General features: G+C 71.3%; 29 protein-coding genes and 1 riboswitch. Of the genes, 16 read left to right on the forward strand and 13 right to left on the reverse strand.

Translation table 11 applies throughout. The annotated features are described in order from the left end of the window. Positions 1–136 precede the first annotated feature (136 nt). A complete protein-coding gene (locus tag ACZ7DY_RS18110) occupies positions 137–385 on the forward strand; it encodes an antitoxin (protein WP_471136283.1) in 249 nt (82 codons plus the stop codon). 4 nt (positions 386–389) lie between these two features. Continuing rightward, on the forward strand, positions 390–761 hold the full coding sequence (locus ACZ7DY_RS18115; protein WP_471136285.1) for a fic family toxin-antitoxin system, toxin component: 372 nt from the start codon (positions 390–392) through the stop codon (positions 759–761). A gap of 61 nt (positions 762–822) precedes the next feature. On the opposite strand, the gene ACZ7DY_RS18120 is transcribed toward ACZ7DY_RS18115, so the two are convergent. Both ACZ7DY_RS18120 and ACZ7DY_RS18125 read right to left on the reverse strand, forming a co-directional pair. Continuing rightward, positions 823–1,497, reverse strand: coding sequence for a class I SAM-dependent methyltransferase (locus tag ACZ7DY_RS18120; protein ID WP_471136288.1), 675 nt, complete (start codon positions 1,495–1,497; stop codon positions 823–825). 113 nt (positions 1,498–1,610) lie between these two features. Next, complete coding sequence (locus ACZ7DY_RS18125; RefSeq protein WP_471136290.1) at positions 1,611–2,162, reverse strand: hypothetical protein; 552 nt, start codon at positions 2,160–2,162, stop codon at positions 1,611–1,613. A gap of 60 nt (positions 2,163–2,222) precedes the next feature. Here ACZ7DY_RS18125 and ACZ7DY_RS18130 point away from each other — a divergent pair, with 60 nt between their 5' ends. Together ACZ7DY_RS18130 and ACZ7DY_RS18135 are read left to right on the forward strand one after the other, a co-directional pair. Beyond that, on the forward strand, positions 2,223–3,362 hold the full coding sequence (locus ACZ7DY_RS18130; RefSeq protein ID WP_471136704.1) for an ABC transporter substrate-binding protein: 1,140 nt from the start codon (positions 2,223–2,225) through the stop codon (positions 3,360–3,362). Positions 3,363–3,507: 145 nt separating this feature from the next. Next, on the forward strand, positions 3,508–4,254 hold the full coding sequence (locus ACZ7DY_RS18135) for a DUF1838 family protein (RefSeq protein ID WP_471136293.1): 747 nt from the start codon (positions 3,508–3,510) through the stop codon (positions 4,252–4,254). A gap of 73 nt (positions 4,255–4,327) precedes the next feature. On the opposite strand, the gene bioD is transcribed toward ACZ7DY_RS18135, so the two are convergent. The 3 genes from bioD to bioB are packed head-to-tail and all read right to left on the reverse strand — an operon-like array spanning position 4,328 to position 7,530. Next, complete coding sequence (bioD, locus tag ACZ7DY_RS18140) at positions 4,328–5,080, reverse strand: dethiobiotin synthase (protein WP_471136296.1); 753 nt, start codon at positions 5,078–5,080, stop codon at positions 4,328–4,330. A 1-nt stretch (position 5,081) separates the two neighbouring features. Then, positions 5,082–6,362 carry an adenosylmethionine--8-amino-7-oxononanoate transaminase gene (locus ACZ7DY_RS18145; RefSeq protein WP_471136299.1) on the reverse strand — a complete coding sequence of 427 codons (1,281 nt, stop codon included), beginning with the start codon at positions 6,360–6,362 and terminating at the stop codon, positions 5,082–5,084. Further along, positions 6,355–7,530, reverse strand: coding sequence for a biotin synthase BioB (gene bioB / locus ACZ7DY_RS18150; protein ID WP_471136302.1), 1,176 nt, complete (start codon positions 7,528–7,530; stop codon positions 6,355–6,357). The genes ACZ7DY_RS18145 and bioB overlap by 8 nt, the downstream gene beginning before the upstream one ends. A 120-nt stretch (positions 7,531–7,650) precedes the next feature. Between bioB and ACZ7DY_RS18155 the strand changes: the two genes are divergently transcribed. Then, a complete protein-coding gene (locus ACZ7DY_RS18155; RefSeq protein ID WP_471136305.1) occupies positions 7,651–8,868 on the forward strand; it encodes an 8-amino-7-oxononanoate synthase in 1,218 nt (405 codons plus the stop codon). A gap of 32 nt (positions 8,869–8,900) precedes the next feature. Here ACZ7DY_RS18155 and ACZ7DY_RS18160 read toward each other — a convergent pair whose 3' ends face one another. Both ACZ7DY_RS18160 and ACZ7DY_RS18165 read right to left on the reverse strand, forming a co-directional pair. Further along, positions 8,901–9,125, reverse strand: coding sequence for a DUF397 domain-containing protein (locus ACZ7DY_RS18160; protein ID WP_471136308.1), 225 nt, complete (start codon positions 9,123–9,125; stop codon positions 8,901–8,903). A 9-nt stretch (positions 9,126–9,134) separates the two neighbouring features. Further along, complete coding sequence (locus tag ACZ7DY_RS18165; RefSeq protein WP_471136311.1) at positions 9,135–9,998, reverse strand: helix-turn-helix domain-containing protein; 864 nt, start codon at positions 9,996–9,998, stop codon at positions 9,135–9,137. 273 nt (positions 9,999–10,271) lie between these two features. Here ACZ7DY_RS18165 and ACZ7DY_RS18170 point away from each other — a divergent pair, with 273 nt between their 5' ends. Beyond that, a complete protein-coding gene (locus ACZ7DY_RS18170; RefSeq protein WP_471136314.1) occupies positions 10,272–10,724 on the forward strand; it encodes an ATP-binding protein in 453 nt (150 codons plus the stop codon). Positions 10,725–10,743: 19 nt separating this feature from the next. Here the strand turns inward: ACZ7DY_RS18170 and ACZ7DY_RS18175 are convergent, their stop codons facing one another. From ACZ7DY_RS18175 to ACZ7DY_RS18190, 4 genes are all read right to left on the reverse strand, one after another. Beyond that, positions 10,744–11,316, reverse strand: coding sequence for a DUF6328 family protein (locus tag ACZ7DY_RS18175; RefSeq protein ID WP_471136317.1), 573 nt, complete (start codon positions 11,314–11,316; stop codon positions 10,744–10,746). Between the two features lie 87 nt (positions 11,317–11,403). Continuing rightward, positions 11,404–11,877, reverse strand: coding sequence for a C40 family peptidase (locus ACZ7DY_RS18180; protein WP_471136319.1), 474 nt, complete (start codon positions 11,875–11,877; stop codon positions 11,404–11,406). A gap of 3 nt (positions 11,878–11,880) precedes the next feature. Next, a riboswitch (cyclic di-AMP (ydaO/yuaA leader) is annotated at positions 11,881–12,052 on the reverse strand. Positions 12,053–12,408: 356 nt separating this feature from the next. Further along, entirely contained in the window at positions 12,409–12,717 is a 309-nt protein-coding gene (locus tag ACZ7DY_RS18185; RefSeq protein ID WP_471136322.1) for a hypothetical protein, read from the reverse strand. Between the two features lie 7 nt (positions 12,718–12,724). Beyond that, entirely contained in the window at positions 12,725–13,360 is a 636-nt protein-coding gene (locus ACZ7DY_RS18190; protein ID WP_471136325.1) for an ATP-dependent Clp protease proteolytic subunit, read from the reverse strand. 157 nt (positions 13,361–13,517) lie between these two features. Between ACZ7DY_RS18190 and ACZ7DY_RS18195 the strand changes: the two genes are divergently transcribed. From ACZ7DY_RS18195 to ACZ7DY_RS18230, 8 genes are all read left to right on the forward strand, one after another. Continuing rightward, positions 13,518–13,796: a type II toxin-antitoxin system Phd/YefM family antitoxin gene (locus ACZ7DY_RS18195; RefSeq protein WP_471136328.1), complete on the forward strand. Its 279-nt coding sequence runs from the start codon at positions 13,518–13,520 to the stop codon at positions 13,794–13,796. 331 nt (positions 13,797–14,127) lie between these two features. Further along, positions 14,128–14,430, forward strand: coding sequence for an urease subunit gamma (locus ACZ7DY_RS18200; protein ID WP_471136331.1), 303 nt, complete (start codon positions 14,128–14,130; stop codon positions 14,428–14,430). Positions 14,431–14,479: 49 nt separating this feature from the next. Then, positions 14,480–14,791 carry an urease subunit beta gene (locus ACZ7DY_RS18205; RefSeq protein ID WP_471136706.1) on the forward strand — a complete coding sequence of 104 codons (312 nt, stop codon included), beginning with the start codon at positions 14,480–14,482 and terminating at the stop codon, positions 14,789–14,791. Further along, entirely contained in the window at positions 14,784–16,505 is a 1,722-nt protein-coding gene (locus ACZ7DY_RS18210; protein WP_471136334.1) for an urease subunit alpha, read from the forward strand. Before ACZ7DY_RS18205 ends, ACZ7DY_RS18210 begins: the two co-directional genes overlap by 8 nt. 30 nt (positions 16,506–16,535) lie before the next feature. Next, a complete protein-coding gene (locus tag ACZ7DY_RS18215) occupies positions 16,536–17,210 on the forward strand; it encodes an urease accessory protein UreF (RefSeq protein WP_471136337.1) in 675 nt (224 codons plus the stop codon). 106 nt (positions 17,211–17,316) lie between these two features. Next, a complete protein-coding gene (ureG, locus tag ACZ7DY_RS18220; protein WP_471136340.1) occupies positions 17,317–18,000 on the forward strand; it encodes an urease accessory protein UreG in 684 nt (227 codons plus the stop codon). Then, entirely contained in the window at positions 17,982–18,863 is an 882-nt protein-coding gene (locus tag ACZ7DY_RS18225; RefSeq protein WP_471136343.1) for an urease accessory protein UreD, read from the forward strand. Before ureG ends, ACZ7DY_RS18225 begins: the two co-directional genes overlap by 19 nt. 179 nt (positions 18,864–19,042) lie before the next feature. Then, complete coding sequence (locus tag ACZ7DY_RS18230) at positions 19,043–19,807, forward strand: MBL fold metallo-hydrolase (RefSeq protein WP_471136345.1); 765 nt, start codon at positions 19,043–19,045, stop codon at positions 19,805–19,807. Between the two features lie 83 nt (positions 19,808–19,890). Here the strand turns inward: ACZ7DY_RS18230 and ACZ7DY_RS18235 are convergent, their stop codons facing one another. Next, positions 19,891–21,702: a TerD family protein gene (locus ACZ7DY_RS18235; RefSeq protein WP_471136348.1), complete on the reverse strand. Its 1,812-nt coding sequence runs from the start codon at positions 21,700–21,702 to the stop codon at positions 19,891–19,893. A 1,466-nt stretch (positions 21,703–23,168) separates the two neighbouring features. Here ACZ7DY_RS18235 and ACZ7DY_RS18240 point away from each other — a divergent pair. Beyond that, positions 23,169–24,788: an alpha/beta hydrolase gene (locus ACZ7DY_RS18240; RefSeq protein WP_471136351.1), complete on the forward strand. Its 1,620-nt coding sequence runs from the start codon at positions 23,169–23,171 to the stop codon at positions 24,786–24,788. 68 nt (positions 24,789–24,856) lie between these two features. Here the strand turns inward: ACZ7DY_RS18240 and ACZ7DY_RS18245 are convergent, their stop codons facing one another. Continuing rightward, positions 24,857–25,591, reverse strand: a complete 735-nt coding sequence (locus tag ACZ7DY_RS18245; RefSeq protein WP_471136354.1) for a lysophospholipid acyltransferase family protein — start codon at positions 25,589–25,591, stop codon at positions 24,857–24,859. A 227-nt stretch (positions 25,592–25,818) separates the two neighbouring features. On the opposite strand from ACZ7DY_RS18245, the gene ACZ7DY_RS18250 reads away from it, so the two are divergent. Continuing rightward, positions 25,819–26,208, forward strand: coding sequence for an SSI family serine proteinase inhibitor (locus ACZ7DY_RS18250; RefSeq protein WP_471136357.1), 390 nt, complete (start codon positions 25,819–25,821; stop codon positions 26,206–26,208). Positions 26,209–26,233: the final 25 nt, after the last annotated feature.

Below are 26,233 nucleotides of genomic sequence, written 5' to 3' on the forward strand. Positions count from 1 at the left end.
CTCCCGTGACCCCGCAGAGAGTAGTGGGGACACCTCGGTGTCCGGTATCCCTCCGAGGTCGGGCCCCCGAGACGTATGTAAGGGACATGGTCCATGCGCCCTTGTCGTGCTAGCACCTGAGCGCTAGCTTGACGGTATGGCGAAGACTCAGCTGAACGTACGGGTGGACGAGGACACCGCCCGGGCCGCGCGGGAGCGCGCCCTGGCCCGGGGCATGAGTGTCAACCGCTACATCGAAGAACTCGTCAGACAGGACTCCGGCGAAGTGGGACACACCTTCGTCGAGGCCGCCGCCGATTTCATGAAGCAGTACGAGTCCGTCTTCGCCGAGGAGTTCGGCTTCGAGCGCGAGGGCAGCCGTCCGGTGCGCGAAGGTCGTCGCTGAGCCGTTGAACCTCAGAATCGACCTTGCCTGGCTCCTGATGGTCGCCGAACACAAGACGCCCGGAGACCCCCAGGTCACGGACTGGGGCGCACTCGTCGCCGCCGTCGGCAGACATGAGGCGGAGATATTCGGGCTGCCCGTCTACGAGACCCCGCACGACCGTGCGGCGGCGCTGCTCCAACTCCTGCTCCACATCCCCGCGCTCGAGCGCTCCAACGCCCTCTTCGCCGCCTCCGTCGCGTACGCCTATCTGGTATCCAGCGGCCTGAAGGTCGTCACCTCGCCGGAGCAGGTGCGCGATCTGGCCCGGCTGGTGAAGGAGGACGGGGCGAGCGTGCACGACATCGCTGCGGAACTGCGCCAGTGGAGCCTGTGATCCGTGCCCCCGCCAGCCGATCGCCCCTGACCAGCTGCCCCCTCGGGAGGCTTGGCCGCCCTCAGGGGCTGCTGTCCGGGCGCCGTGCCGTGCCGATCACGCAGTACGAGGTGGGCAGGCGCGGCCCCTTCGCGGGCACGAGGACGTGACGGTACTCGCCCATCTCGAACCCGGCCGCGCGCAGGGCAGCCAGGGTGTCCCGCGCGACGTGACAGCCGCCGAACAGCGGCGGCCACACCGTACGGTCAAGGACGCGCTGGGTGGCGTACATCAGCTTTCCCGGCGCGCGGCCGTGCTCGAAGAACCGCACTTCACCGCCGGGCCGCAGCACGCGGTTCAGCTCGCCCAGCGCCCGCGGCACATCGCGCACGCTGCACAGCACCAGCGAGACGACGGCCGCGTCGAACGCCTCGCTCTTGACGGGCAGCGCCTCGGCGGCGCCGGGCACCACATCGACGGGCACGTCCGCGCGCAGGGCCGCCGAGACCGCCAACCGCCGCAGGATGCGCTCCGGTTCGATCGCCACGACCTCGGAGACCGCGCGCGGGTAGTGCGCGAAGTTGAGGCCGTTGCCCGCACCCACCTCGATGACCCGCCCCGAGAGCCCGGCGAGCAACTCCCGCCGGTGCGCGCCGATCACGGATTCGAGGGCCACGCTCTGACGGGCGTAGAAGCGGGCGAAGACCGGGTGGTGCACGACGTCCTTGGAAACGGGCTTGGCGGAGCGCGATGACATGGGCCCTCCTCGGCGGAGCGAACCGGACAACGCCATGGTGCCCCCGCGGGGGTCGTTCTCCGCACTCCCCGGCAGACGTGTTCTCGTCCGGTTCTCGCCTCGGGCTCCGCCCGTCAGGCTTCCGGATCCTCCGACATGAAGCCCGCGACCAGGTGCGCCGGGTTCGCCGCCGAGGTCAGCCGGAACATCGCGTCCGGGTCGAACATGTCGTAAAGGATCACCGGCACGGGCCGTCCCAGCACCTCCACGAGCCGACCGCTCTCGTGGAGGCGCCGGGCGGCCCCGACGCACACCTCGTAGAACCAGTCGACGAGCGCCTCCTGGGCATCGTCCGCCGCGTCGTCGTCCTCGTGCCAGAGCCCCCGCGAAGCGGCCTCCCGCCGGTGCAGCGCGGCGCCTTCCGGGTCGCGTCCGATGCTCCGCACCCCTTCGAGCCCCGTCTGGGGGAAGTACGCGTAACTCCAGCGCGCCTCCCAGGCGTCCGACGTCCGCTCCGCCGATTCCGCGGCGGCGGCCTCGGTCGTGTAGCCGACCGCCACGTACGGGTACCGCGGATCCTGATCGACCCCGTCGATCCGGAACGTCACGGCGTAGATCCCGCCGTCCGCCGGGAACTCCCCGACAGCCTCCTCGACGGCCCGCTCCACATGGCCCCGGAACGACATACGACGCCCTCCTCGATAATCGGTTGCCCGCCGGCATGGATGGTGGATGCAATGACCGGCATGGTCCCCCAGGCACAGCCATCGCGGCGAGTCGAGACGACGGCGTACCCCCGAGAACCCCGGGACGACGGATCGACCGTCCTGATCGGCGCGCTCGTGCCGCTGACCCGGCCCGGCTGGGCCGACGCCGGCCGGCACCTGCTCGCCGGGCTCGAACTGGCCGCACGCGAAGCCAACGCCGCGGGCGGGATCGCCGGACGGCCGATCGAACTGGTCGTCAGGGACACCGCGGCCGACCCGCAGAGAGCGGTGGCAGCCGTCGACGAACTGGACCGGCTCGGCGTGGCCGCCGTGGCGGGGGAGTACCACAGCGTCGTCGCCCGCACCGCCGCCATCAGGGCGGACGCCCTAGGCCTGCCGTTCCTCTGCTCGTCGGCGGTGCTCGACGTGCTCACCGACGAGCCGACGGAGTGGGTCGCCCGTCTCGCCCCGCCGCAGTCGCGCGGCTGGCGGGTCTACGCGGACTTCCTCCTCGGCGCCGGCCACCGCCGCATCGCGGTGGCGGCCGAGCCGAGTCTCTACTGGGCCACCGGGACCCGCATCCTGCGGGACCACCTCGCGCCGCGCGGCGGCACCGTCACCGAACTCGACGCGCGGTCCCTCGCCCCCGAGGCCCTGTGCGACGCGCTGGTCGACCAGCGTGCGAGCGTCCTCCTCCTGCTGGTCGGCCATCCGGACCCGGCCGTGCCGATCGCCAGCTCCGTCCGCGGCGACCGGCGTCTCTCCGGACTCATGATGGGCGCTCCCGCCGGACAGCCGGAACTCCCCGGCTGGGCGGCGTTGTTGGGCGACGACGGCGCCGCGATCCCGTTCCTGCGCTACCTGCCCGACCGCCTCGGCCCCCTCGGGACCAGGGTCGACGCGGCCCTGCGCGCGCGACTGGACGAAGAGCCGTCGTTCGTCGCCTTCGAGGGTTACGACGCCCTCACCGTCCTCGCCGACGTGCTGCGGTCGCACGGCACGGACCGGGCGGCCATCGCCGCGTCCTGGCCGCACGTCGACGTCGAAGGCACCCGCGGGCAGATCCGCTTCACCCGCGCGCCGGGCGGCCACGTCTGGCAGTGGGACCGGCCGCCGGTCCACGTCGCCGACCGGGATCCGGCGCAGGCGGACCGCTTCCGGATCCTGCACGTCGGCTGAGAAACACTTAGGGAGCACGCGGAGGACGGACGTTCCGGGCGTCCGTCCTCGCCGCGTTCGCGCCGGGGTGGCTTTCCGGCCACTTCCGGGGCCGGAGCCCGGGTGCCCGCGTCGGTGGGGGCCGGGATCGCGCAGAGTGGTCCGTATGACGACACCCGCAGAGCTGCTCCGCGCCTTCGCCCGTACCCGTGCCTCGCTCGACGGCGAAGAGGTCACGTACTGGTGGTCGGGGGACGTGTACTCCTGGGCCCCCGACGAGCCGTACCAGCGCCTCTTCGGCTTCGAGGGGCTCAACGTCGCCCGCCTCGTCCAGGACGCCGACGACGGGCCGGACGCCTACCGGCTCCTCACCCGGGAGGCCGCGTTCTACCTGGACCCCGTCACCCGCGAGATCCTGGAAACCTGGCAGGAGCTGCCGGTGACGCACGTCTGGAACGACCCCGCCAACCAGCGCTGGCGCCCATTCCCGGTGCCGATGACCGAGCTCGGCGACCAAGTCTGCTTCAGCCTGGAGATCCCGCTCTCCTACCCCTCGCCGCTGCCGGTCGCCCAGTACCCGCTGGCCTCGGCCGGTGACACCTACAAGGCGCTCGAGCTCTTCCAGTTCTTCGTCGACCGCACCGACCTGGCCGGGTCCGCGCCCGGCGTCCCGGCCACCATGTCGTGGACCCGGATGTCGCCGTGGCTGCCGTGGATGGCCCGGGGCCAGCGGCCCGGCGGCCTCACCTACCACTGCCGGGGCCGCAAGCTCGGCTCGTACGCCGAGGTCCCCGAGCGCACCCGCGCCTACATCGCCGACCACCACCCGGAGTTCTCCCGGGCCCCGGAGAAGTGGAGCGAGCCGAACGAGACGAGCTGGACGTACTTCCGCAAGCTCAACCCGCCGCGGTAGCTGCCGGGCGGCCGGGGGAGGGGGCCCGAGCCACCGTCCTCCCGGCCGAACCCCGGACTCCTGACCCGGCCGGTCAGCGCTGCCCGGCAGGCGCCGCGGCCCACGGCGCGGGCGCCTCGCGGCGCGTGAACGCCGTGGCGTCCCACGTGCCGCCCAGTTCGGGACCGAGCCAACCCCCGGCCCGCGCACGGAAGTCGGGGCCGTCGAGGGTTCCCGATCCTTCCGGTACCGCGCCGAGCAGAGCCCTGCCCGACGCGTCGGGGAGGTCGGCGAGGTTGCACCGGGAGGCCAGGTCCGGCACCGCGGGCCAGCTGCCGACGACGACGCCAAGCTGCGCGACCCCGCGTGCCCGCAGCGCCTCCGTGGTCAGCGTCGTCGTGTTGAGGGTGCCGAGCCCGGCGGCCGCGACCACCAGGACCGGCGCGTCGAGCAGCCGGGCCGCGTCGGCCAGCGTGCCGCCCTCGTCGTCGAGGCGTACGAGCAGGCCGCCCGCGCCCTCGACGAGGACCAGGTCATGTTCGGTCGCCAGCTTCGCCGCCGCGTCGGCCACGTCCTGCGGCCGCACCGGGTTCAGCCCGGCGCGGCGCGCGGCCGTGTCAGGGGCCAACGGCTCAGGGAACCGGGCCAGTTCCAGCGCCGTGACGGCGTCGCCGGCCAGCCGCACCACCTCCTGCGCGTCGCCCGGCTCGCCGGGCGCGACCCCGGTCTGCGCGGGCTTCAGGACGGCGACGCTCCGCCCCGCCGCGAGGGCGACGGCGGCCACCGCGGCCGTCGTCACCGTCTTGCCGATCTCCGTGCCCGTCCCGGACACCACGATCACCGTCATGTCAGCCCTCCCGCGCCGCCGCGCACACCGCGCGGGCGATCCGCGCGACATCGTCGTCCCCCGTGATGAATGGCGGCATCGTGTAGATCAGGTCGCGGAACGGCCGCAGCCACACGCCCTCGCGCACCGCCGCCCGCGTCGCCGCCGCCATGTCCACCGGGTGGTCCAGCTGGACGACGCCGATGGCGCCGAGAACCCGGACATCCCGTACCGAAGGCAGGTCTGCCGCCTCGGCCAGGCCGCCCCGCAGGCCCGACTCGATGCGTTTGACCTCGGTCCGCCAGTCCTGCCCGACGAGCAGGTCGATGGAGGCCCCCGCCACCGCGGCGGCCAGCGGATTGCCCATGAACGTCGGCCCGTGCGCCAGGACCGGCACGTCGCCGCGCGAGATGCCGTCCGCCACCCGCGGCGTGCACAGCGTCGCCGCCAGCGTCAGATAGCCGCCCGTCAGCGCCTTGCCCAGGCACATCACATCGGGCGTGACACCGGCGTGCTCCGCGGCGAACATTGCCCCCGTGCGGCCAAAGCCCGTGGCGATCTCGTCGAAGACGAGCAGTACGTCGTGCGCGTCGCACGCCTCCCGCAGGACCCGCAGGTAGGCGGGGGAGTGGAAGCGCATGCCGCCCGCGCCCTGGACCACGGGCTCGACGATCACCGCGGCTAGTTCGTGCGCGTGGCGTCCGATCATGTCGTGCAGCTGCGTCGCGTACGTCTCGTCGTACTCCGGGGGAGGCGCGTCCGCGAAGAGCTGGCGCGGCAGGACGCCCTGCCAGAGCTCGTGCATGCCGCCGTCGGGGTCGCAGACCGCCATCGGCTGCCAGGTGTCTCCGTGGTAGCCGCCGCGCCAGGTCAGCACCCGGTGCTTCGCCGGCCTGCGCAGGGAGCGCCAGTACTGGAGGCACATCTTGAGCGCGACCTCGACCGAGACGGAGCCCGAGTCGGCGAGGAAGACGTGCTCGAGACCCTCGGGAGACATGTCGACAAGGCGCTTCGCGAGCCGGACGGCGGGCTCGTGCGTGAGCCCGCCGAACATGACGTGGCTCATGCGGTCGAGCTGGCCGCGGACCGCGTCGTTGAGCGCGGGGTGGTTGTAGCCGTGGATCGCCGACCACCAGGACGACATGCCGTCGACCAGCTCGGTGCCGCCGTCCGCGAGGCGCAGCCGGACACCGGCCGCCGACTCGACGACCAGGGGCTCCTGGCGGCCCGGCATCGGCCCGTAGGGATGCCAGACGTGCTGCCGGTCCAGCGCGAGGAGCTCCGGCGTGGACAGATCAGGCATTGGGCGCCAGATCCGTCCCCGCCCCCCGGCGGCGCACCGCCACGAGGTCCGTGCGCGCCTCGCCGGGCTCGGCCGTGGGCTGTGCGGCCGACTCGGGCGTCCCGCAAGGGCCGCAGCCGCCGCCCTCGTGCGAGCCGCACCCCTCCGCGCCGGCGGCCGCCTCCACGCGGTGCTTCGGCAGCGTCACCTGGTCGGTGCCCTCCACCTCGAAGCCCGCGTCGGCGATCATGTCCAGGTCCGCCTGGCCCGCCTGTCCCTCACTGGTGAGGTAGTCGCCCAGGAAGATGGAGTTGGCGAGGTGGAGGGCGAGCGGCTGCATCGACCGCAGATGGACCTCGCGGCCGCCCGCGATGCGCACCTCGACGTCCGGGCAGACGAAGCGGACCATGGCGAGGATGCGCAGACAGCGCTGCGGGGTGAGGTTCCACTCCTTGGCCAGCGGCGTGCCCTCGAAGGGGATCAGGAAGTTCACCGGGACCGAGTCGGCGTCGAGCTCGCGCAGCGCGTACACCACGTCGACGAGGTCCTCGTCGCTCTCGCCCATGCCCGCGATCAGCCCGGAGCAGGCCGAAAGCCCCGCCGCATGCGCCTTCTGGACGGTGTCGACCCGGTCCGCGTACGTGTGCGTCTTGGTGATGTCCCCGTACGTCGCCTCGGACGTGTTGAGGTTGTGGTTGTAGGCGTCCGCGCCCGCCCCGCGCAGCCGCTCCGCCTGGCCGTCCGAGAGCAGGCCGAGGCAGGCGCAGACCTCGACGCCCTCGTTCTGCTCCTTGACCGCCGCGATGGTCTGCGCCACCCGGTCGACGTCGCGGTCCGTCGGCCCGCGGCCGCTGGCGACCAGGCAGACCCGCTTGGCGCCGCCCGCCACACCGGCCGCCGCGGCCTTGGACGCCTCGTCGGGCTTCAGCCAGGTGTACTTGAGGATCTCGGCCTTGGAGCCGAGCCGCTGCGAGCAGTACGAGCAGTCCTCGGGGCACAGGCCCGACTTGAGATTGACCAGGTAGTTGAGTTTCACCCGTCGCCCGAACCACTGCCGCCGCACCTTCCCCGCGGCGGCCACTACGTCCAGGAGATCGTCGTCGGAGGTGGCCAGGACGGCCAGCGCCTCATCACGGGTCGGCAGCTCGCGCCGAAGCCCCTTGTCCACCAGCGTGTTCAGGAGATCCATGGCGCTGATCCTTACGTACGGCAGGCTCCCCGGCCAAGGAGGATCCGCACAACAGAACCGCTTTGAGGTGTGGGTATCGCCACACCCTGGCCCGATGGCCCGGCGGCTAAGGTCTGTGCAATGTCTACAAACAGGCACTCCGTGACGGGCGCGCCCCCCGCGCCGGACGCCGCGCCCGGCACCGCGTCCGGCGCGGTACCGGGCGCGGCCTTCGACTGGCTCGACGAGCAGGCCAGGTCGCGCGCCGACGCCGGACTCGTGCGCACCCTGCGTCCGCGCCCCGCCGACCCCGGCACCCTCCTCGACCTGGCGGGCAACGACTACCTCGGCCTGACCCGGCACCCGGAGGTCACCGAGGGCGCGGCCGCCGCGGCCCGGTGCTGGGGCGGCGGGGCCACCGGCTCCCGGCTCGTCACGGGCTCCACTCGGCTCCACGCCGAACTGGAACGCGAGCTCGCCGCGTTCTGCGGCTTCGAGGCGGCGCTCGTCTTCTCCTCCGGCTACGCGGCGAACCTGGGGGCCGTCACCGCTCTCGCCCCGCACGGCACACTGATCGTCTCCGACGCGGGCAACCACGCCTCGCTGATCGACGGCTGCCGGCTCGCGCGCGGGGCGACGCAGGTGGTGCCCCACAGCGAGCCCGAAGCCGTCCGCAAGACGCTGGACGCGCACGAGGGTCCCGCGGTCATGGTGTCCGACTCGGTGTTCTCGGTCGACGGCGACATGGCGCCACTGACCGAACTGGCCGTGGTGTGCCGGGAGTTCGGGGCCGGGCTGATCATCGACGACGCCCACGGTCTCGGTGTACTCGGCGAGGGCGGCCGGGGCGCCCCGTACGCCGCGGGGCTCGCGGGCGCCGACGACACGGTGGTCACGGTCACCCTCTCCAAGTCCCTCGGCAGCCAGGGCGGCGCCGTCCTGGGGCCGGCCCGGGTCATCGAGCACCTGGTGAACGCGGCCCGCACCTTCATCTTCGACACGGGCCTCGCCCCCGCCGCGGCAGGCGCCGCGCTCGCGGCCCTGCGCCTGCTGCGCCGCGAACCCGGACGCGCCGCGCGCGCCCGCGAGGTCGCGGCCGAACTGCACCGGCGCCTCACGGCCGAAGGGCTCTCGGCGGTACGCCCCGACGCCGCCGTCGTCTCGGTGCGCGCGCCGTCACCGGAGCGGGCGCTCGGCTGGGCAGCCGACTGCCGGGCCGAGGGAGTGTCCGTGGGGTGCTTCCGGCCGCCGTCGGTGCCGGACGGCATCTCACGGCTGCGGCTGACCGCCCGGGCGGACCTCACCGACGCAGAGATCGCCGATGCCGTCCGGGTGATCAGCCGCAACGCACCCCGGTGAGGCGTGCCGGACCCACGAGGGGCCTGGCGGACTCACCGGAGGCTGTCGACGAACGACTCCCAGGGGCCGGGGGAGAAGAGCAGGGCGGGGCCTGCCGTGTTCTTCGAGTCACGCACGGCTTGGAGTCCGTGCAGGGGACCCGAGTCGAGGGTGGCGGTCTCGACGCAGTTGTTCATTCCGTTGCTGTAGCTGCTGCGCTGCCACCGCGCACCTGGAAGATTCGTGCTGGAAGGTACGTACCGAGGCATTGCGGTCATGGTGCCTCCTTACGCGCCGTCGCCTAGCCCGGCGATGAATTCCGTTGATTCCTCGGGTGAAAGCGCCTGTACCTGAAGGGAGTTGAAGGCCTCCGTGTACGCCTGGAGGTCTTCTTTCCGTTCGAGGTAGAGGCTACTCGTCAAATGGTCGAGAACAACCACATCCAGATCAGCAATGTCCGGAAATGAAAAAATAACGAAAGAACCGATCAGACCCGCATGCTCACCGGCGGCGAACGGCAGTACCTGAAGCCGGACATGGGGCAGAAGTGACGCCTCCCGCAACCGCGCCAGCTGCCCCGCGAGGACCCGCGCCCCGCCCACCGGCCGCCGCAGCACCGCCTCGTCCATGACCACGCTCAGCCGCAGCGGCGGCTCGGCCCGCAGCACGTCCTGCCGGGCGAGCCGCACCTCCACCAGCGTGTCGACCTGCTCCTCCGGCAGCCCGCCGAGCGCCGCCCGGGTCACCGCGCGCGCGTACTCGGGCGTCTGCAGCAGTCCGGGGACCACCGTCGTCTCCAGGGTGCGCACCCAACTGGCCTGCGACTCCAGGCTGATGAAGTCCCGGTAGGTGGCCGGCAGCAGATCGCGGTACGCCTTCCACCAGTGGTGACGCCCCGCGCCGGGATCGTCGGCGCCCGCGAACGCGATGAGCAGCTCACTGCGCCGGGAGTCCGCCACCCGGTACGTCTCCAGCAGCAGCCGCACGTCGGAGGCCTTCACGCCGCTGCGGCCCGTCTCGATCCGGCTCACCTTCGACTGGTGCCAGCCGAGCCTGGCCGCCGCCTCGATGCTGGTGAGTCCTGCATCGCCGCGCAGCGCGCGCAGTTCGGCGCCGAGCTGGCGGCGGCGCACCGCCGGGCCGTACTGCATACCCGATCTCCTTCCGGATGAAGCCGTCGGATCTCCCGGCGGCGGAGCGGGGCAGTAGGCGAGAGTAGAGGAAGCCCGGGGCTCCCGCCCAAATACGGTCGGCCGTAGCAGAGTTCACCGCTTCGAGCGACAGATATATGCACATCTCGGTGGATCGCCACGCGTCACCGGCCAAGGAGTGGCAGGCTGGCGCGAAGCACCAGTCCGGGACGGTCCTCGGGTCATCCGCCGCGATTCGGAGACCGGTCCCGGTGGGAAAGGGACAGCGTCGCCATGGCAGATCACCAGGAAGCCTCCGTCACCCTGCCGAGCGATCCCGCGTCGGTTCCCGCGGCCCGGAAGTACGTCTCGCGGGTGCTCTCCGAATGGGGCCTGCCCGGCGACGCCGAGGTGACCGACACGATCAGGCTCATCGTCTCCGAACTCGCCACCAACGCCGTGCAGCACACCCTCGGCCAGTCGCCGACCTTCACCGTGGACCTGGAGCTCGACCGGGACGAGCAGCTGCGGATCGGCGTCACCGACAGCCATCCGCGCTACCCCAAGCGCCTCCCTGCCGCCGTCCAGCAGGACAACGGCCGCGGCATGGTCATCATCCGCTGGCTGACCGCCGAGTGCGGCGGCAGACTCTCGGTCAGCCCCACCGACGAGGGCGGCAAGACCGTATGGATCGCGCTGCCCTGGCGGGCCCCCCTCCGGCGCAGGCACCGAGACGCGACCCACTGACCGTGGGAGCGCACGTCGGTCACCGGCATCGCTCCCGGCGCAGCGGACCCGGCGCGCCTCCGCGGGCCGTTGCCGGCGGGGCGGGCCGCCCGTGCGACGGCGTCTCGCCCTCCTGTGCCGCGGGCCGTCGCAGAAGACGCGGGAGCACGCCCCACAGCCCGACACAGACCAGCAGGGTCCCCGCGCCCGCGGCGACCCCGGCGGCCCGGCCCACCGTCACGTCGACGACGAGCAGCACCGACCCGGTGAGCGCCAGCACCAGGACAATGAGGCCGATGCCGGCCAGCCGGGACGACACCCGTACGACGAGCGGTTTGGCGCGCTGCTGGAAGAGCGACCGGTGCAGCGCGGCGGGCGCGGTGAAGAGCGCCGCCGCGAGCACGGCGAGCAGCAGCGTCGTGACGTACGTCAAGCGCTGCACCTCGTCGAGGGCCGGAAACCGTGAGGTGAAGGCGAGGGAGAGCAGAAAGGCGAACAGGATCTGCACGCCCGTCTGCGTCACCCTCAGTTCCTGGAGCAGCTCCGCGAAGTTGCGGTCGGCGCGCTCCAGCGGCGTCTCATTGCGGGCGGTACAGGAATGCTCGTCTGACATCCGGTACGGGTATCCCGGCCGGCGCGTTCCACGCACCGGCGCCCGCGCCGGGTGGTGATCGGCGCGCGCCGGCCGGACCCGGCACGGTCAGCGCACCCTGCCGTACCAGACGCTCTTGGACCAGATCTTCTCCAGCCGCACCACGGTGTTCGACTTGGGCGCGTGCCAGATGCGGTTGTTGCCCGCGTAGATCCCGACGTGGTAGACGTTCCGCCCCGAGTGGAAGAACACCAGGTCGCCGCGGGTCCGCTGGGACCGGGAGATGTGCTTGGTCTTGTTGTACTGCGCGGCGGCGGTGCGCGGCAGCTTCTTGCCCGTCCGCTTGAACGAGTAGAGCGTCAGGCCCGAGCAGTCGAACCGGTTGGGTCCCACCGCGCCGTAGCGGTACGGGGAGCCCTTCTTGGACGCCGCGATCTTGAGCGCCTTGGTCCCGTGAGTGGCTGCCTGGGCCTCCGACGTGAGCCCGGGGGCCACGACGGTGCCGCCTACGACGGCGAGCGTGAGGGCCGATGCGGCCCCCGTTCTGCTGAGCAGCGACGGAACATGATTCAGCGCGGTCATGCGAAACCCTTCGTCAGCCGCCTGTGAAAGATGACCTGTCGGGTTCGGGCAGGCGAAGATGCCCGGCCGCGTGGTGCGGCTTCACCCCAAGGGCGTCGTCCGGACGTTCCGGACGGGCCCGTCGTACCTGGGTCCTCCACTCCTGCCGTTGCACAGATGTCGACCGGTCATCCGGGTGGCGGCAGGACTCGGCGTCCGCCCGGACCGCCCCGCCGCTGTGGCGGGGGCTTGTCGTCGGAAGGGATCTTGACCCGAAACAGGTCCGAAAACCGAGCCGAAACGGTCTTTTGTGAGGCTCCTCACGACTGACCTGTTCAGGTGGACACTGCCGAATTGGGCCTGTCGCCCGTGACTCCGACGACGGCTCGACCAGCAACGGAATGTCCTATTCCGGACCTGCTGTAGTCGAGGCGCGCAACTCGAAACCGTACGATGAAGGACGATTTGGTACGCCGTCCGTGGTAGCCCGACTGGTCCGTTTCGAAGCGGCACCGGACAGTCCGCCTCTTGGCGGCGGAAGCTGACGGATGCTCAGTCCCCGGCCGCGGGCGGCATGGCGACGCGTCCGGCGCGCCGTTCGCCGTCGAGTACGCGCAGCGCCCGGGCGAGCGTCGGCCCGTGCACTTCGCGCTCTCCCCGCTGGTGCATGAGGGCGAGGGCGTCCCGCAGCGCGGTTGCCCGGCCCACCAGCGCCTGGGCGGCGCGGAGTCCGCGGTAGGTGTGCTCGGCGCGGGCCGGATTGATCCGGCCCAGCAGGTCGACGACTTCGAGGTAACGGTCGATCAACTCCGCCTCGGCGCGCGTCAGGGCGGGCAGGGGCGGCAGTTCCGGCGGCAGCATCGGACGGTCACCCCGGGTTGCGTGCGGCGAGCGAACTCTTGCGGCTCGGGATGATGCCGTCCACGAGCCCGTACTCCAGGGCCGCTCGGGCGTCGAGGATCTTGTCCCGCTCGATGTCCGCGGCGATCCGTTCAGGAGTCTGTCCCGTGTGCCGTACGAGCATCTCCTCCAACAGGGCGCGCGTGCGCAGGAGTTCGTCGGCGTGGATCGCCAGGTCGGTCGCCTGCCCCTGGATGGGCTCGGTGATCGAGGGCTGATGGATCAGCACGCGGGCGCCCGGCAGCACGAACCTCTTGCCGGGCGTCCCGGCCGCGAGCAGGACGGCGGCGGTCGAGGCGGCCTGCCCCAGGCACGTCGTCTCCACGTCGCAGGTGACGAACCGCATCGTGTCGTAGATCGCGGTCATCGCGCTGAACGAGCCGCCGGGGGAGTTGATGTACAGCGAGATGTCGCGGTCCGGCGCCTGGTGTTCCAGGTACATGAACTGCGCCATCACGTCGTTCGCCGACGTGGCGTCGACGGGAGTGCCCAGGAAGACGATGCGCTCCTCAAGGAGCTTGGAGTACGGATCCATGGTCCGCGCCCCCGAACTGGTGCGTTCGGTGAACTCCGGCAGGACGTAGCGGGCGGACGGACGGTTCATGGCACGCCTCTCTTCCTCCGGTCGCGGCACGACCGGGCTCTGTACAAAATGTACAGGACGTACGTCAGCGTGGAAGGGGGCTCAGGCTCACCGGCGTGGTTGCGGGTCCCGGCGCACATCCCGGCGGCCCCTCAAGGGCGGCGTCTAAGCTGGGGGCATGGCCTACGAGATTCCGGTGACGCAAGCCCGCGCAGAGCTGGCCGAGCTGATCAACCGCGTCGTCTACGGCGGCGAGCGCGTGGTCGTCACCCGGCACGGCAAGCCGCTCGTGGCGCTCGTCTCCGCCGAGGACCTGGAACGCCTCGAGGGGCTCGCGGACGCCCCGGAGGAGCGGACGGTCACCACCGTCACCTCGATCGGCCCCGCGTCCCCCGCTCCGTCCGAGCGGCACCGGTTCGGCATAGCGGCCGAGCGCCGGGGGTCCGACGCGACGTAAGGGAGCGGCCGCCACGGGCCTGTGGCGTCTCCGAACGGGGTTCACGTGATGCACGTTCACGTGGCCCACATTTTGCGTGCCATGGGTCCGACGAGGGCCAGTCGCATCGACGGGTATGGCGCAGCCCAGCTGACGGTCATGACTCGGTCAATGGCTGGTTAACCTCGTTGAAACTCCTCTCAACTACCTTCCCCTCCCATGCCACCAGCGGTTTTTCTATGCGAGGTGTGCAAGATCGCGCGCCTTCGCTGTGTGTTACATCTATATCCGTCGCGGTGGCCGCGGCAGCCGGACCCGCACGGTTCGGAGTGAGAACTTTGAGGTGGGACGCGTGCAACTGACCCCGCACGAGCAGGAGAGACTGCTCATCCATGTGGCCGCGGACGTGGCCGAGAAGCGAAGGGCGCGGGGGCTGCTGCTCAACCACCCCGAGGCGATCGCCCTCATCACCTCGCACATCCTCGAAGGGGCCCGCGACGGCCGTACCGTCGCCGAGCTCATGTCCTCCGGGCGCAAGGTCCTCACCCGTGACGACGTCATGGAGGGCATCCCGGAGATGATCCACGACGTCCAGGTCGAGGCCACCTTCCCGGACGGCACGAAGCTCGTCACTGTCCACGAGCCGATCGTCTGACGGGAGTTCGCGCCTCATGCATGCCGCAACGCACGGCACCGGCCACCGGATGGTGCCCGGAGAGATCCTCTTCGCGGACGACCCCGTCCCCTTCAACACGGGCCGCGAGGTCACCCGCCTCACCGTCCTCAACGCCGCCGACCGCCCCGTCCAGGTCGGCTCCCACTACCACTTCGCCGAGGCCAACCCGGGTCTGGACTTCGACCGCGGCGCCGCGCACGGAAAGCGGCTCCACATCGCCGCCGGAACCGCCGTGCGCTTCGAGCCCGGAATCCCCGTCGACGTCGAACTCGTCCCGCTGGCCGGCAAGCGCGTCGTGCCCGGCCTGCGCGGTGAGACCGGAGGTGCCCTCGATGCCTGAACTCTCCCGCGCCGCGTACGCAGATCTCTTCGGCCCCACGACCGGTGACCGGATCCGGCTCGCCGACACCGACCTCCTCGTCGAGATCGAGGAGGACAGGTCGGGCGGCCCCGGCCGCTCCGGCGACGAGGCCGTGTTCGGCGGCGGCAAGGTCATCCGGGAGTCGATGGGCCAGTCCCGCACCACCCGCGCCGAAGGTGCCCCGGACACCGTCATCACCGGTGCGGTGGTCATCGACCACTGGGGGATCGTCAAGGCCGACATCGGCATCCGCGACGGCCGCATCACCGGCATCGGCAAGTCCGGCAACCCGGACACCATGGACGGCGTCCACCCCGACCTCGTCATCGGCCCCGAGACCGAGGTCATCGCGGGCAACGGCAAGATCCTCACCGCGGGCGGCATCGACACCCACATCCACTTCATCTCGCCGACCATCGTCGACGAGGCGCTGGCCTCCGGAGTCACCACGCTCTTCGGCGGCGGCACCGGTCCCGCCGAGGGCAGCAAGGCGACCACCATCACCCCCGGGGCCTGGCACCTGGCCCGGATGTTCGCGGCGCTCGAATCCAGCCCGGTCAACATCGGCTTCCTCGGCAAGGGCAACACCGTCAACGCCGAGTCGATGCACGCCCAGCTGCGCGCCGGAGCCGTCAGCTTCAAGATCCACGAGGACTGGGGCGCGACGCCCGCCGTCATCGACGCCTGCCTCAATGTATGCGAGGAAACCGGCGCCCAACTCGCCGTCCACACCGACACGTTGAACGAGGCGGGCTTCATCGACGCCACCTTCGACGCGGTCGCGGGCCGCACCATGCACGCCTTCCACGTGGAGGGCGCGGGCGGTGGCCACGCCCCCGACATGATCACGGCGGTCTCGCTCCCCAACATGCTGCCGAGCTCCACCAACCCGACCCGGCCGCACACCGTCAACACGGTCGAGGAACACCTCGACATGCTGATGGTCTGTCACCACCTCAACCCGGCGGTCCCCGAGGACCTCGCCTTCGCCGAGTCCCGCATCCGGCCCACCACGATCGGCGCGGAGGACATCCTCCACGACCTCGGCGCCATCTCGATCATGTCCTCGGACTCCCAGGCCATGGGCCGCATCGGCGAAGTCATCATGCGCACCTGGCAGACCGCCCACGTGATGAAGCGCCGCCGCGGCTTCCTGCCCGGCGACACCCGCGCCGACAACCGCCGCGCACGTCGCTATGTCGCCAAGTACACGATCAACGCGGCCGTCGCCCAGGGCATCGACCACGAGCTCGGCTCGGTCGAGCCGGGCAAACTCGCCGACCTGGTGCTGTGGGAACCGGCGTTCTTCGGCGTCAAGCCGCAGCTCGTCCTCAAGGGCGGCCAGATCGCGTACGCGCAGATGGGCGACGCCAACGCCTCCATCCCGACACCGCAGCCGGTCCTGCCGCGCCGCATGTTCGGGGCGCACGGCAGGGCACCCGCGCTCAACTCGATCAACTTCGTGACACAGTCGGCGCTCGACGACGGCCTCCCGGAACGCCTCGGCCTGGACAAGCCGTTCGCCGCCATCCGCTCCACCCGCGGCCGCAGCAAGGCCGACATGCGCGAGAACGACGCGCTGCCGCGGGTCGAGGTCGCCCCCGACAGCTTCGCCGTCACCATCGACGGCGAACTCGTCGAACCCTCTCCGGCCGCCGAACTGCCGCTCGCGCAGCGGTACTTCCTCTTCTGACGGCCCCGAAGCGTTCAGGCGACGATCCTCATGTCACGAGCAGCACTCCTCGTCCTGGCCGACGGCCGCTTCCCCGCCGGAGGGCACGCCCACTCCGGCGGGGCCGAAGCGGCCGTCAAGGCCGGCCGCATCACCGGCGCGCAGAGCCTGGAGGCCTTCTGCCGGGGGCGGCTGCACACCTCCGGGCTCGTCTCGGCGGCCCTGGCGGCGGCCGCCGCACTCGGCGTCGACCCCGTCGCCCTGGACGAGGCGGCGGACGCCCGCACGCCCTCGCCCGCCCTGCGCACGGCGGCGCGCCGGCTCGGCCGCCAGATGATGCGGGCCGCCCGAGCCACCTGGCCGCACCCCGAACTCGACGCACTGGCCCGGCAGTTCCCCAAGGGCGCCCATCAGCCCGTCGTCCTCGGACTCGCCGCCCGCGCCGCCGGGCTCGGACCCGACGACGCCGCGTACTGCTCGGCGTACGAAGGGATCAGCGGCCCGGCCACCGCGACGGTGCGCCTCCTCAGCCTCGACCCCTTCGACGCCACGGCGGTCCTTGCCCGGCTCGCCCCGGACCTCGACCTCGTGGCACGGCAGGCGGCCGGCGCGGCGAGACGCGCCCTGGACGAGGGGCCCGGCGCGCTGCCCGCGGCCTCCGCGCCGCTTCTGGAGATCGGCGCGGAGGCGCACGCCGCCTGGCCCGTGCGGCTCTTCGCCTCGTAAGAGCCGTCGCTGCCGATCCTCCGGCCTCCGGCCGGCCACCCCACCTCGCGGCGATCCGCGACCCACCCGGGGCCCCGCCCCCGGCCCCCTGATTGGAGCTGTACCCATGCACCTCGACCACTCCCACGACGGCCCCGCCGCCGTCAGCGCCGACGCCCACCGCCCCGACGGCAGCCGCCGCGCGCTGCGCATCGGACTCGGCGGCCCGGTCGGCTCCGGCAAGACCGCGACCGTCGCCGCGCTCTGCCGCGACCTGCGCGACGAACTCTCCCTCGCCGTCGTCACCAACGACATCTACACCCGCGAGGACGCCGAGTTCCTGCTGCGCGAGGCCGTCCTGCCGCCCGAGCGCATCACCGCCGTCGAGACCGGAGCCTGCCCGCACACCGCGATCCGCGACGACATCTCCGCCAACCTGGAGGCCGTGGAGGACCTGGAGGACGAGGTCGGGCCGCTCGACCTGATCCTCGTCGAGTCCGGCGGCGACAACCTCACGGCCACCTTCTCCAAGGGGCTCGTCGACGCCCAGATCTTCGTCATCGACGTCGCCGGCGGCGACGACATCCCCCGCAAGGGCGGCCCCGGCGTCTCCACGGCCGACCTGCTCGTCGTCAACAAGACCGACCTCGCGCCGCACGTCGGCTCCGACCTCGCCCGGATGGCCGCCGACGCCAAGGCGCAGCGTGCCGAACTCCCCGTGGTGTTCCAGTCGTTGCGGTCGGACATGGGCGTCGGCCCGGTCGCCGCGTGGGTCCGTCAGCAGTACGCCGCATGGACCGCGTCGGCGTGACGGCCGACCTCGCCCTGCGCGGCGCCACGACGGAGGCCGCCGACGTCCCACCGACGGCGGCCGGTCCGGGTGCGGTCGGCACTGCCACCGGTGGTGCGGGCATCCGCGCCACCGCCCGTGTCGAGGCGCGGGCCGACGGCCGGGGCGGCACCTGTCTGCCCGTCCTCGACGGCGCGGGCCCGCTCGCCCTGCGCCGTACCCGCTCCACCGGCCCAGCGGCGCACGTCACGCTGGTCGGCGCGATGAGCGGCCCCCTGGGCGGCGACCACCTCACCGTCAAGGCGACCGCCCGCGAGGGCTCGGCGCTGCACATCTCCTCGGCGGCGGCCACCATCGCCCTGCCGGGCCAGACCGAGACCACGGCACGTTACGACGTGCGGCTCACCGTTGCCGAGGGTGCCGTACTGCGCTGGCTGCCCGAGCAGTTGATCTCCGTGTGCGGCAGCGACCTGCGGGTCACCACGCGTGCCGAACTCGCCGCGGGGGCCCGCCTGGTCCTGCGCGAGGAGCAGGTCCTCGGCCGCACCGGAGAGGCACCCGGCCGCCTCACCAGCCGCCTCACCGTGCACCGCGCGGGCCGCCCCCTCCTGGACCAGGAGCTGTCCTGCGGCCCCGGCGCGCCCGGCGGCTGGGACGGCCCCGCGGTCCTCGCGGGGCATCGCGCGATCGGGCAACTCGTCGTCGTGCACCCGGAGTACGAGGAGGCGCGGCAGAAGCCGACGGCCGCCCTGCTCGGCGAGTGGGCGGCGCTCACCCCGCTCGCGGGCCCCGCCGTCCTGGTCACCGCCGTCGCCCCCGACGCACTGCTGGTCCGCAACGCGCTGGACGAGGCCCTGGCCCGCCTGGACCCGCCCGCCCGCTGAGTCCGGCACGCACGGACCGGCCCCGAAGTCTCCTCAGGAGCGGGCCGGTTCACGTGCGGACGGCTCCCACGGCCGCCGTAGGTGCCGAGGGGGGCGCCAGGCCGGGGCTGCGGGCGAAGAGGTCCACCGGTGCACGGCCGCCGGACCGAGCGCCACGGACTCCGCCATAGACTCCCCGCATGGCCAACGATCTTCGTCTCACCGTCCTGGGGTCCGCGACGCCCTACGCGAGCGTGGACAACCCGTGTTCCGGCTACCTCGTGTCCGGCGGCGGCACCCGGATCTGGATGGACGCGGGCAGCGGGACGCTGGCGCAACTGCAACGCCACACGCGGCTCGACGAGGTCGACGCGATATGGGTCTCGCACCTGCACGCCGACCACAGCGCGGACCTGCTCACCGCCTACTACGCGGCGCTCTATGCGGACATCCGGCTGACCGCGCCCATCCCCCTGTATGGGCCTCCCGGCATCGCCGACCGGCTGGCGCACTTCCTCACCAACGGCCCGGTACGCAGCCCGGTCGAGTCCGCCTTCGCCGTCCACGAGCTGACGGACGGGCACCGGGCACGCGTCGGCGCGCTCACGCTGACCAGCCGTGAGGTGTCCCACGGCCTCCCGGCCTTCGCCGTACGCGTCGAGGCCGGGGACCGCTCGCTGGTCTACTCCGGGGACACGGCACCGTGCGCCAACCTCACGCGGCTGGCCGCGGGGTGTGACGTGCTGCTCTGCGAGGCCGACAGCGCTCACGCGCCGATGGACGGCGAACGGGTCCACCACACCCCAGAGGACGCCGCCGACACCGCGGTCGCGGCCGGGGCCGCCCGGCTGATCGTCACCCACGTCGGCCGTTCCCTCACCCCCCACCAGGCGGTGGCACGCGCCTCGGCCCGCTTCGACGGCCCCGTCACCCACGCCACACCCGGCACCACCTTCTCCATCTAGACCATCGCTCACCGCTCCCACGGGCCGGGGCAGTGGCCTTGCAGAACTGATGTGACTGACGCTCAGCTGGTCAAGGCTTCGGGTCAGCCGTCGACATCCACGCCGTATCCGCGGGCGAGTGTGTCGAGCCCATGGTCGTAGCCCTGACCGACGGCGCGAAAGCGCCAGATGGGGCCGCGACGGTAGAACTCGGCAAGGAGTAGGGTCTGTTCGCTGGTGGCGGCGTCAAGAGTGGCGCGGGCCAGGGGAGTGGCGTCCCCGCTGGCAGCGGTGGTGATCTGGACCGCACCGATGTCACCGAAGGTGGCCGTACCGTCGACGGCGGCCGCTACGACCACCTTGTGGGAGGCGGGCGGGAGGGTGGCGAGGTCGACGGTGATGGTCTGTTCGGCGGGACCGTCGGTAAGGAGCCGTACCGTGCCCGCCGGGTTCTCCGGGGCGCTGTAGAAGACGAAGTCTTCGTCAAAGGTGACCTGTTCGTCCTCGTCAAGCACGAACGCGACGATGTCGACCTCGCAGTCCTCATGAGGTGCCCAGGAGGCGGTGAGATGCCACTGCGGCGAAGGCAGATCAATGACTCCGCCGCGCGGGAGGACATGAAGAGGCCGCGTCGGGCCGTTCGTAGCTGCCTCGTCGGCCTGTGCTACCTCCGTCCGGGACATCGAGCGGGTATCCGCGGCCGGATCGGTGAGCCAGTGCTCGTCACGCAGGGGCAGTCCCAGTTCCGTGATCCGGGACATGCGGCGGTCCTGGTTTCCGCCCGCCAGGAGGACGACGTCGGTGACGCTCCGGGAGAGATTGACGGCGGCGGAACCCCCCAGCTCGACGACGCGGGTACGCGCGGTGACCGCCTCTTCGTGCTCGCCTCCCAACACAAGCACGCGGTGGTCGCGCAACGGCTTGTCGGCCGGTCCGATCGGCGCGGGCGCCGGCCGACGAGGAGCCGGAACTGCGGGTGCAGTCCCGGATGCCTGATGCGATGCCCCAGCCTGTACATCGCCGAGCAGCTTCAGGAACGCGTCCTCGTCGATGACGGGTACGCCCTCGGCAGCGGCCCGCCGTGCCTTCGCCGACCTGGACGCGGGCTCGTTGGTGACGAGGACGCTGGTGTGGTGGCTGACCGAGGTCATCATGTTGAGCCCGACGGCGACACCGCGGCCGATCAACTCCGCCCGCGCGCATGAGGTGTCACCTGTGATGGCGACTTTCATCCCTTGCTGCAAGGGCCCGCCAGGTGCCAGGCGCCCCGGATTGCGGTAGGCGCAAGGCGTCTTGGGTGGTTTCGGAGTGAACTTGGACTCCGCTCGCGGCGGGCAGGTCACCATCGGCAGTGGCAGCGCGAGCCGCGCGGCCTCGCGCAGCGATGCCCGCAGGAGCCCGGCGAGCACCCGGGTATCGTCGAGCGCGTCGTGGGCGTGCTGCTGCTGTACGCCATAGTGGGCGGCCAGCGTGCCCAGCTTCATGTCGGGCGTCGGCGGGTCCACCTGCCGGTTCAATGCCAGGGTGCACAGCCGCCGCGACACCGGCAGCCACATGCGGGCCCGGGCGAATTCGTAGGCGAGGAAGTCGTAGTCGAACTGCGCGTTGTGAGCGACGAGGACACGGTTCTCCAGCATCGCGCCGATGTGCGCGGCCACCTGGTCGAAGGTCGGCGCCCCGCGCAGTCGCTCGGCGGTTAGCCCGTGCACGTCGACCGGCCCCGGATCGCACCCCGGATCGAGGAGTGTGGAGAACTCGCCGGTCTGCTCCCCGTCCCGCCCGATGGTGACCACGGCGACCGACAGCACCCGGTCACGCCGGGGTATCAACCCGGAGGTCTCCACGTCGACGAGGGCCCAGTCGTGGGCATAGTCGTCCATGAGTGCGAGGTCGAAGGCGGCAGAGGCGAGACTCATGAGGGCAAGAATGAACGGGCATACACGCCACCTTCAACCTGCATGCGCTTTTGCCCTCATATGAGACACAGCGGTGAGGGCCCGACGGCAAAGAGGCCACACTGAAACGTCGGGAAGTTCTCGGGATGAGCACCCGCCGGAACCCATTGGGCGGTCTTGAGCCGCTTCGCCCCGCATCCATCAGGGGCAGCCCAGCCGAAGGCGTGGACTGTCCCTGATGCAACTTCTGATCCGTGGCTCTATGCGGAACGGCCATCAGGGGCGTTCCGGCTAAGCACGGACCTTAGAGAGCAGCGGGAAAGCGTTCCGGTTTGATGAGGTTGCGGTACTTCGCTGCTGTTCCGCAACCCGTTGAGAGCAACGCGACAAGGCCCACCGCGTTGAGGTAGGCACTCACCGCATCAGCAACCGGTGCCCACGTCATCAGCACGAGAACGATCACGACGACCCAACGGCGGTGGGCACGGTTTGACAAGTCCCACGGGACTGGGGGCACACTCACTGCGAACCTCCGGGTTCATGGCCCATCACAAGTCCAGCTTCGCGGTTAGTTCTTGTGGTGGGCCTCCAACGTTTCCGCTATATCGTGCCTGGCACTGGCTCCAGGGGTGGCGCCCAGTAAGGCCAACTGGCCACGGGTATCAGCCCAATGGCAGGGCCATGAACCATTGCTCGCACCATGACTTATAGGCCACCAGCGTTCGGCCTGTTCAGCTCTTCTTGGAGGCAGAGTCGTTGTTCACGCATCCCGCATCTGCGCAGACTACGGACTCCTAGTTGGGCGTAGTTAGCAGCAGCTAGCCGTAGTTGGTGGCAGCCGGATGCATAGGAAATGCGGAGAAGATGGCTAGAAATCGCCCCCCCCGGCACGCTGAATGCGCGGTCGGTAGGGCAGTTTGCCTGAGCTCGCCAACGGTCTGACGCCATGCTCTGGCCGAGGAAAGCCAGGCCGTGCTAACCGAGTGGAGCACGGGTCCAAGATGATCGGGCACCCGGTCGTTGGCGATGATCCAGGTGCCTCAACCGGCCCGTGAAGCGAGCGATGGCGTGAGGTGAAGCGCACCTCGTTGAACTGTGTGACGTACCTGAGGGGAGGGCCGGAGGCCCTTCCAAGTCTGTCGCCCAAGACCGGCGTCGCGATCAACCTTCATGAGTGGGCCACGGGGACACTCGCATGACGTTCGTGTCGATCCTCTCAGGCTCCAGGATGTCGCTCGAAGAGATCTCACACTTGGTCGGGCACTCCAGTCAGGCGACGCCCCGTGATTCAGAGTGGAGCCACCGCCATGGCAACGGAGACCGTCTACCGCAAGCAGATCTGCATGCGCCGACCGCTCACCGGGTCGTACCAATCCGGTTATCGGATTAGTAAAGAAGGCTCGTCGCACCTGTTCTCGGCCGCCTCGCAGGCGCAAGGATCCCCGTACTGATCGAATCTGCTCGAATCGATGTGCGGGAGGCCTCGCTTGAGAACCCCAGGGACCAGACGGACGGCGGTGCTCGGCTCTGCGGGGGCCCTCGTCGCGGCGACGCTGATAGCCGGTGCCGTCGCGGCACCGACGGCCAACGCCGATGGCCGGTCGGAGGCGCAGAGCGCCGCCTCCCGCTCCGGCAAGGATCGCGAGGCCCGCGGCACCGCTCTCGCCGCCGCGCGCGCCGCGAAGGCCGGCATCGACTGGAGCGACTGCCCCGCCGACTGGGGGCTGGAGAAGCCCATCCAGTGCGGATGGGTCACCGTGCCGCTCGACTACGCCAGGCCCGACGGCGAGCAGATCAAGCTCGCCGTCGACCGCGTCGGCAACACCGGCGGCAAGGAGGCGCGCCAGGGTGCCCTTGTCTACAACCCGGGCGGCCCCGGCGCCTCCGGCCTGCGTTTCCCGCGCCGCGTCACCAGCAAGAGCGAGGTCTGGAAGAAGACCGCGACGGCGTACGACTTCGTGGGCTTCGAGCCGCGCGGCGTCGGCCACTCCGCGCCCGTGTCCTGCATGGACCCGCAGGAGTTCGTGAAGGCGCCCAAGCCGGACCCGGTCCCCGACAGCGAGGCCGACAAGCGGGTCCAGCGCAAGCTCGCCGCCGCGTACGCGGACGGCTGCCAGGAGCGCAGCGGACACCTCCTCCCGCACATGACGACGCTCAACACCGCCCGTGACCTGGACGTCATCCGCGCCGCGCTCGGCGAGAAGAAGCTGAACTTCCTCGGCGTCTCCTACGGCACCTACCTCGGCGCCGTCTACAGCACCCTCTTCCCGACCCACGTGCGCCGCATGGTCTTCGACTCCGTGGTGAACCCCTCGACGGACAAGATCTGGTACGAGGTCAACCTCGACCAGGACGTCGCCTTCGAGAAGCGCCTGGTCGACTGGATGACGTGGGTCGCGCGGAACGACGCCGCCTTCCACCTCGGCACCACCTACGCCCAGGTCCGCGCCGAGTGGGACAAGCTCCGCGCCACCGCCAAGAAGCAGCCCCTGGACGGAGTGGTCGGCCCGGCCGAGCTGCTCGCGTACTTCCAGAACGCGCCGTACTACGACTCCTACTGGGTCCAGATCGCCACGAACTGGAGCAAGTACGTCGCCGGGGACCCGAAGCCCCTCATCGCGGCGGCCGCCCCCGACCCGGCCGACAAGGCGGGCAACGCCGCCCAGGAGAACGGCAACGCCGTCTACACGGCCGTCGAGTGCGCGGACGCCAAATGGCCGCGCAGCTGGCGCAAGTGGGACCGCGACAACACCCGCATCCACCGGACGAGCCCCTTCTTCACCTGGGGCAACGCCTGGATGAACCTGCCGTGCGCGACCTGGTCGAGCAAGCAGCAGCGCCCCCTGGAGATCACCACCCACAAGGGCCTGCCCAGGACGCTGCTCGTCCAGTCCACGCGGGACGCGGCCACGCCCTACCCCGGCGCCCTCGAACTGCACGCGCGCCTCAAGGGCTCCCGGCTGATCACGGAGAAGGACGCCGGGTCGCACGGCATCACCGGCATCGTCAACCCGTGCCTCAACGACCGCGTCGACACGTACCTGTTGACCGGTGAGCTGGACGCCTCCGACGTCACGTGCGGCCCGCACGCCACGCCGAAGCCGTAGGCAGCTCCAGGAGAGCGCGTACCGCCCGTCACCGGGAGATGCCGGTGGCGGGCGGTCGTGCTTCGCCCTCAGCTCAGGGGCATCCGCGGGAACTTCCGCTGTTCCCTGACGCCCGCCGCCGCCCGCTCGGCCTCCTCCGCCTTCACCACCGCCGCGTACTTGTCGACGTACTCCTGACCGGAGAGCCCGAGGATCGCGTACATGATCTCGTCGGTGACCGCGCGGAGCACCGCCTTCTCGCCGTCCATGCCGACGTAGCGGGAGAAGTCGAGCGGTTCGCCGAAGCGGATCGTCACCCGCTTCAGGTTCGGGACCTTCTGGCCGGGCGGCTGCGCCTCGAACGTGCCGATCATGGCGCACGGCACCACCGGCACCTGCGCCTTGAGCGCCATCGCCGCGACCCCGACCTTCCCCTTGTACAGCCGGCCGTCGTGCGAGCGCGTGCCCTCGGGGTAGATGCCGAGCAGCTGGCCCTTGCGGAGTACGCCGAGGCCCTCGCGGATCGCCGCCTGGCCCGCCTCTTTGCCCGACCGGTCCACCGGGATCTGGCCGGCGCTGCGGAAGAAGGCCGCCGTCAGCCGTCCCTTGATGCCGGGCCCCGTGAAGTACTCCGCCTTCGCGAGGAAGGTGATGCGGCGCTTGATGATCGCCGGCATCAGGAAGTGGTCGGAGAACGACAGGTGGTTGCCCGCGACGATCGCCGCGCCGTGATCGGGCACATGTTCCAACCCCTCGATCCTGGGCCGGAACATCAGCCGCAGCAGAGGGCCGAGGATCACATGCTTGAGCAGTAGGTAGAACATGGCTGCAGCCTTCCCCCTGGTCCCGGTGCCGACGCACAGTAGCCAATCGACAGCGCTGACGCGAGAGCCCGTTCGGGCCCTTGCATGCGGCCGTGCGGGGGACCGGCCGGCGCGGCGGCTCGACGCGCGAGGCGGGCGAGGGGTGCCCTGGGCTCTTCCCGTGCGTCCCCGACGCCACCGAACGTCACCGCCGTGTCGCCTTCCGACGTCGGCTCCCGGAGGTCCCCATGCGCCCGTTCCCTCTCGCGGCCGCCGCCCTGATCGTCCTGGGCGCGACGCTCCCCGCCCACGCCGCGGACGAGGCTCCCGCCCCGCGGCGCGGGCTCTTCCTCACCGTCTCGGGCGCCGAGAACACCTGGATCCGCGGCGTGCTGCTGCACTGTGAGCCCGCCCCCTCGGGGCACCACCCGCGGGCGGCGCAGGCGTGCGCGGCGGTGGCCCGGGCCGACGGGGACTTCGACGCGCTCCCGAAGGCCCCGCAGGCGTGCACGAAGGAGTTCGAGCCGGTCACCGCGACCGCCACCGGCACGTACCGGGGCCGGGCGGTCGGCTGGCACAAGACGTACCCGAACCTCTGCACCCTCGACGCCGACACCGGTCACGTCTTCCGCTTCTGACCCGGATCGGCTTCTGACCCGGATC

Source organism: Streptomyces sp. NPDC037013, assembly GCF_055607265.1.

What these genes read in the sequence shown, in the direction of transcription:
- ACZ7DY_RS18230 (WP_471136345.1), top strand. Translation starts at nt 19,043, where the DNA reads ATGGCCAACGATCTTCGTCTCACCGTCCTGGGGTCCGCGACGCCCTAC.
- ACZ7DY_RS18180 (WP_471136319.1), bottom strand. Translation starts at nt 11,877, where the DNA reads ATGACCGCGCTGAATCATGTTCCGTCGCTGCTCAGCAGAACGGGGGCC.
- ACZ7DY_RS18215 (WP_471136337.1), top strand. Translation starts at nt 16,536, where the DNA reads ATGTCACGAGCAGCACTCCTCGTCCTGGCCGACGGCCGCTTCCCCGCC.
- bioD (WP_471136296.1), bottom strand. Translation starts at nt 5,080, where the DNA reads ATGACGGTGATCGTGGTGTCCGGGACGGGCACGGAGATCGGCAAGACG.
- ACZ7DY_RS18195 (WP_471136328.1), top strand. Translation starts at nt 13,518, where the DNA reads ATGGCCTACGAGATTCCGGTGACGCAAGCCCGCGCAGAGCTGGCCGAG.
- ACZ7DY_RS18120 (WP_471136288.1), bottom strand. Translation starts at nt 1,497, where the DNA reads ATGTCATCGCGCTCCGCCAAGCCCGTTTCCAAGGACGTCGTGCACCAC.
- ACZ7DY_RS18225 (WP_471136343.1), top strand. Translation starts at nt 17,982, where the DNA reads ATGGACCGCGTCGGCGTGACGGCCGACCTCGCCCTGCGCGGCGCCACG.
- ACZ7DY_RS18125 (WP_471136290.1), bottom strand. Translation starts at nt 2,162, where the DNA reads ATGTCGTTCCGGGGCCATGTGGAGCGGGCCGTCGAGGAGGCTGTCGGG.
- ACZ7DY_RS18190 (WP_471136325.1), bottom strand. Translation starts at nt 13,360, where the DNA reads ATGAACCGTCCGTCCGCCCGCTACGTCCTGCCGGAGTTCACCGAACGC.
- ureG (WP_471136340.1), top strand. Translation starts at nt 17,317, where the DNA reads ATGCACCTCGACCACTCCCACGACGGCCCCGCCGCCGTCAGCGCCGAC.
- ACZ7DY_RS18175 (WP_471136317.1), bottom strand. Translation starts at nt 11,316, where the DNA reads ATGTCAGACGAGCATTCCTGTACCGCCCGCAATGAGACGCCGCTGGAG.
- ACZ7DY_RS18210 (WP_471136334.1), top strand. Translation starts at nt 14,784, where the DNA reads ATGCCTGAACTCTCCCGCGCCGCGTACGCAGATCTCTTCGGCCCCACG.
- ACZ7DY_RS18235 (WP_471136348.1), bottom strand. Translation starts at nt 21,702, where the DNA reads ATGAGTCTCGCCTCTGCCGCCTTCGACCTCGCACTCATGGACGACTAT.
- ACZ7DY_RS18110 (WP_471136283.1), top strand. Translation starts at nt 137, where the DNA reads ATGGCGAAGACTCAGCTGAACGTACGGGTGGACGAGGACACCGCCCGG.
- ACZ7DY_RS18160 (WP_471136308.1), bottom strand. Translation starts at nt 9,125, where the DNA reads ATGACCGCAATGCCTCGGTACGTACCTTCCAGCACGAATCTTCCAGGT.
- ACZ7DY_RS18250 (WP_471136357.1), top strand. Translation starts at nt 25,819, where the DNA reads ATGCGCCCGTTCCCTCTCGCGGCCGCCGCCCTGATCGTCCTGGGCGCG.
- ACZ7DY_RS18245 (WP_471136354.1), bottom strand. Translation starts at nt 25,591, where the DNA reads ATGTTCTACCTACTGCTCAAGCATGTGATCCTCGGCCCTCTGCTGCGG.
- ACZ7DY_RS18170 (WP_471136314.1), top strand. Translation starts at nt 10,272, where the DNA reads ATGGCAGATCACCAGGAAGCCTCCGTCACCCTGCCGAGCGATCCCGCG.
- ACZ7DY_RS18205 (WP_471136706.1), top strand. Translation starts at nt 14,480, where the DNA reads ATGGTGCCCGGAGAGATCCTCTTCGCGGACGACCCCGTCCCCTTCAAC.
- bioB (WP_471136302.1), bottom strand. Translation starts at nt 7,530, where the DNA reads ATGGATCTCCTGAACACGCTGGTGGACAAGGGGCTTCGGCGCGAGCTG.
- ACZ7DY_RS18185 (WP_471136322.1), bottom strand. Translation starts at nt 12,717, where the DNA reads ATGCTGCCGCCGGAACTGCCGCCCCTGCCCGCCCTGACGCGCGCCGAG.
- ACZ7DY_RS18130 (WP_471136704.1), top strand. Translation starts at nt 2,223, where the DNA reads ATGGTCCCCCAGGCACAGCCATCGCGGCGAGTCGAGACGACGGCGTAC.
- ACZ7DY_RS18165 (WP_471136311.1), bottom strand. Translation starts at nt 9,998, where the DNA reads ATGCAGTACGGCCCGGCGGTGCGCCGCCGCCAGCTCGGCGCCGAACTG.
- ACZ7DY_RS18155 (WP_471136305.1), top strand. Translation starts at nt 7,651, where the DNA reads ATGTCTACAAACAGGCACTCCGTGACGGGCGCGCCCCCCGCGCCGGAC.
- ACZ7DY_RS18135 (WP_471136293.1), top strand. Translation starts at nt 3,508, where the DNA reads ATGACGACACCCGCAGAGCTGCTCCGCGCCTTCGCCCGTACCCGTGCC.
- ACZ7DY_RS18145 (WP_471136299.1), bottom strand. Translation starts at nt 6,362, where the DNA reads ATGCCTGATCTGTCCACGCCGGAGCTCCTCGCGCTGGACCGGCAGCAC.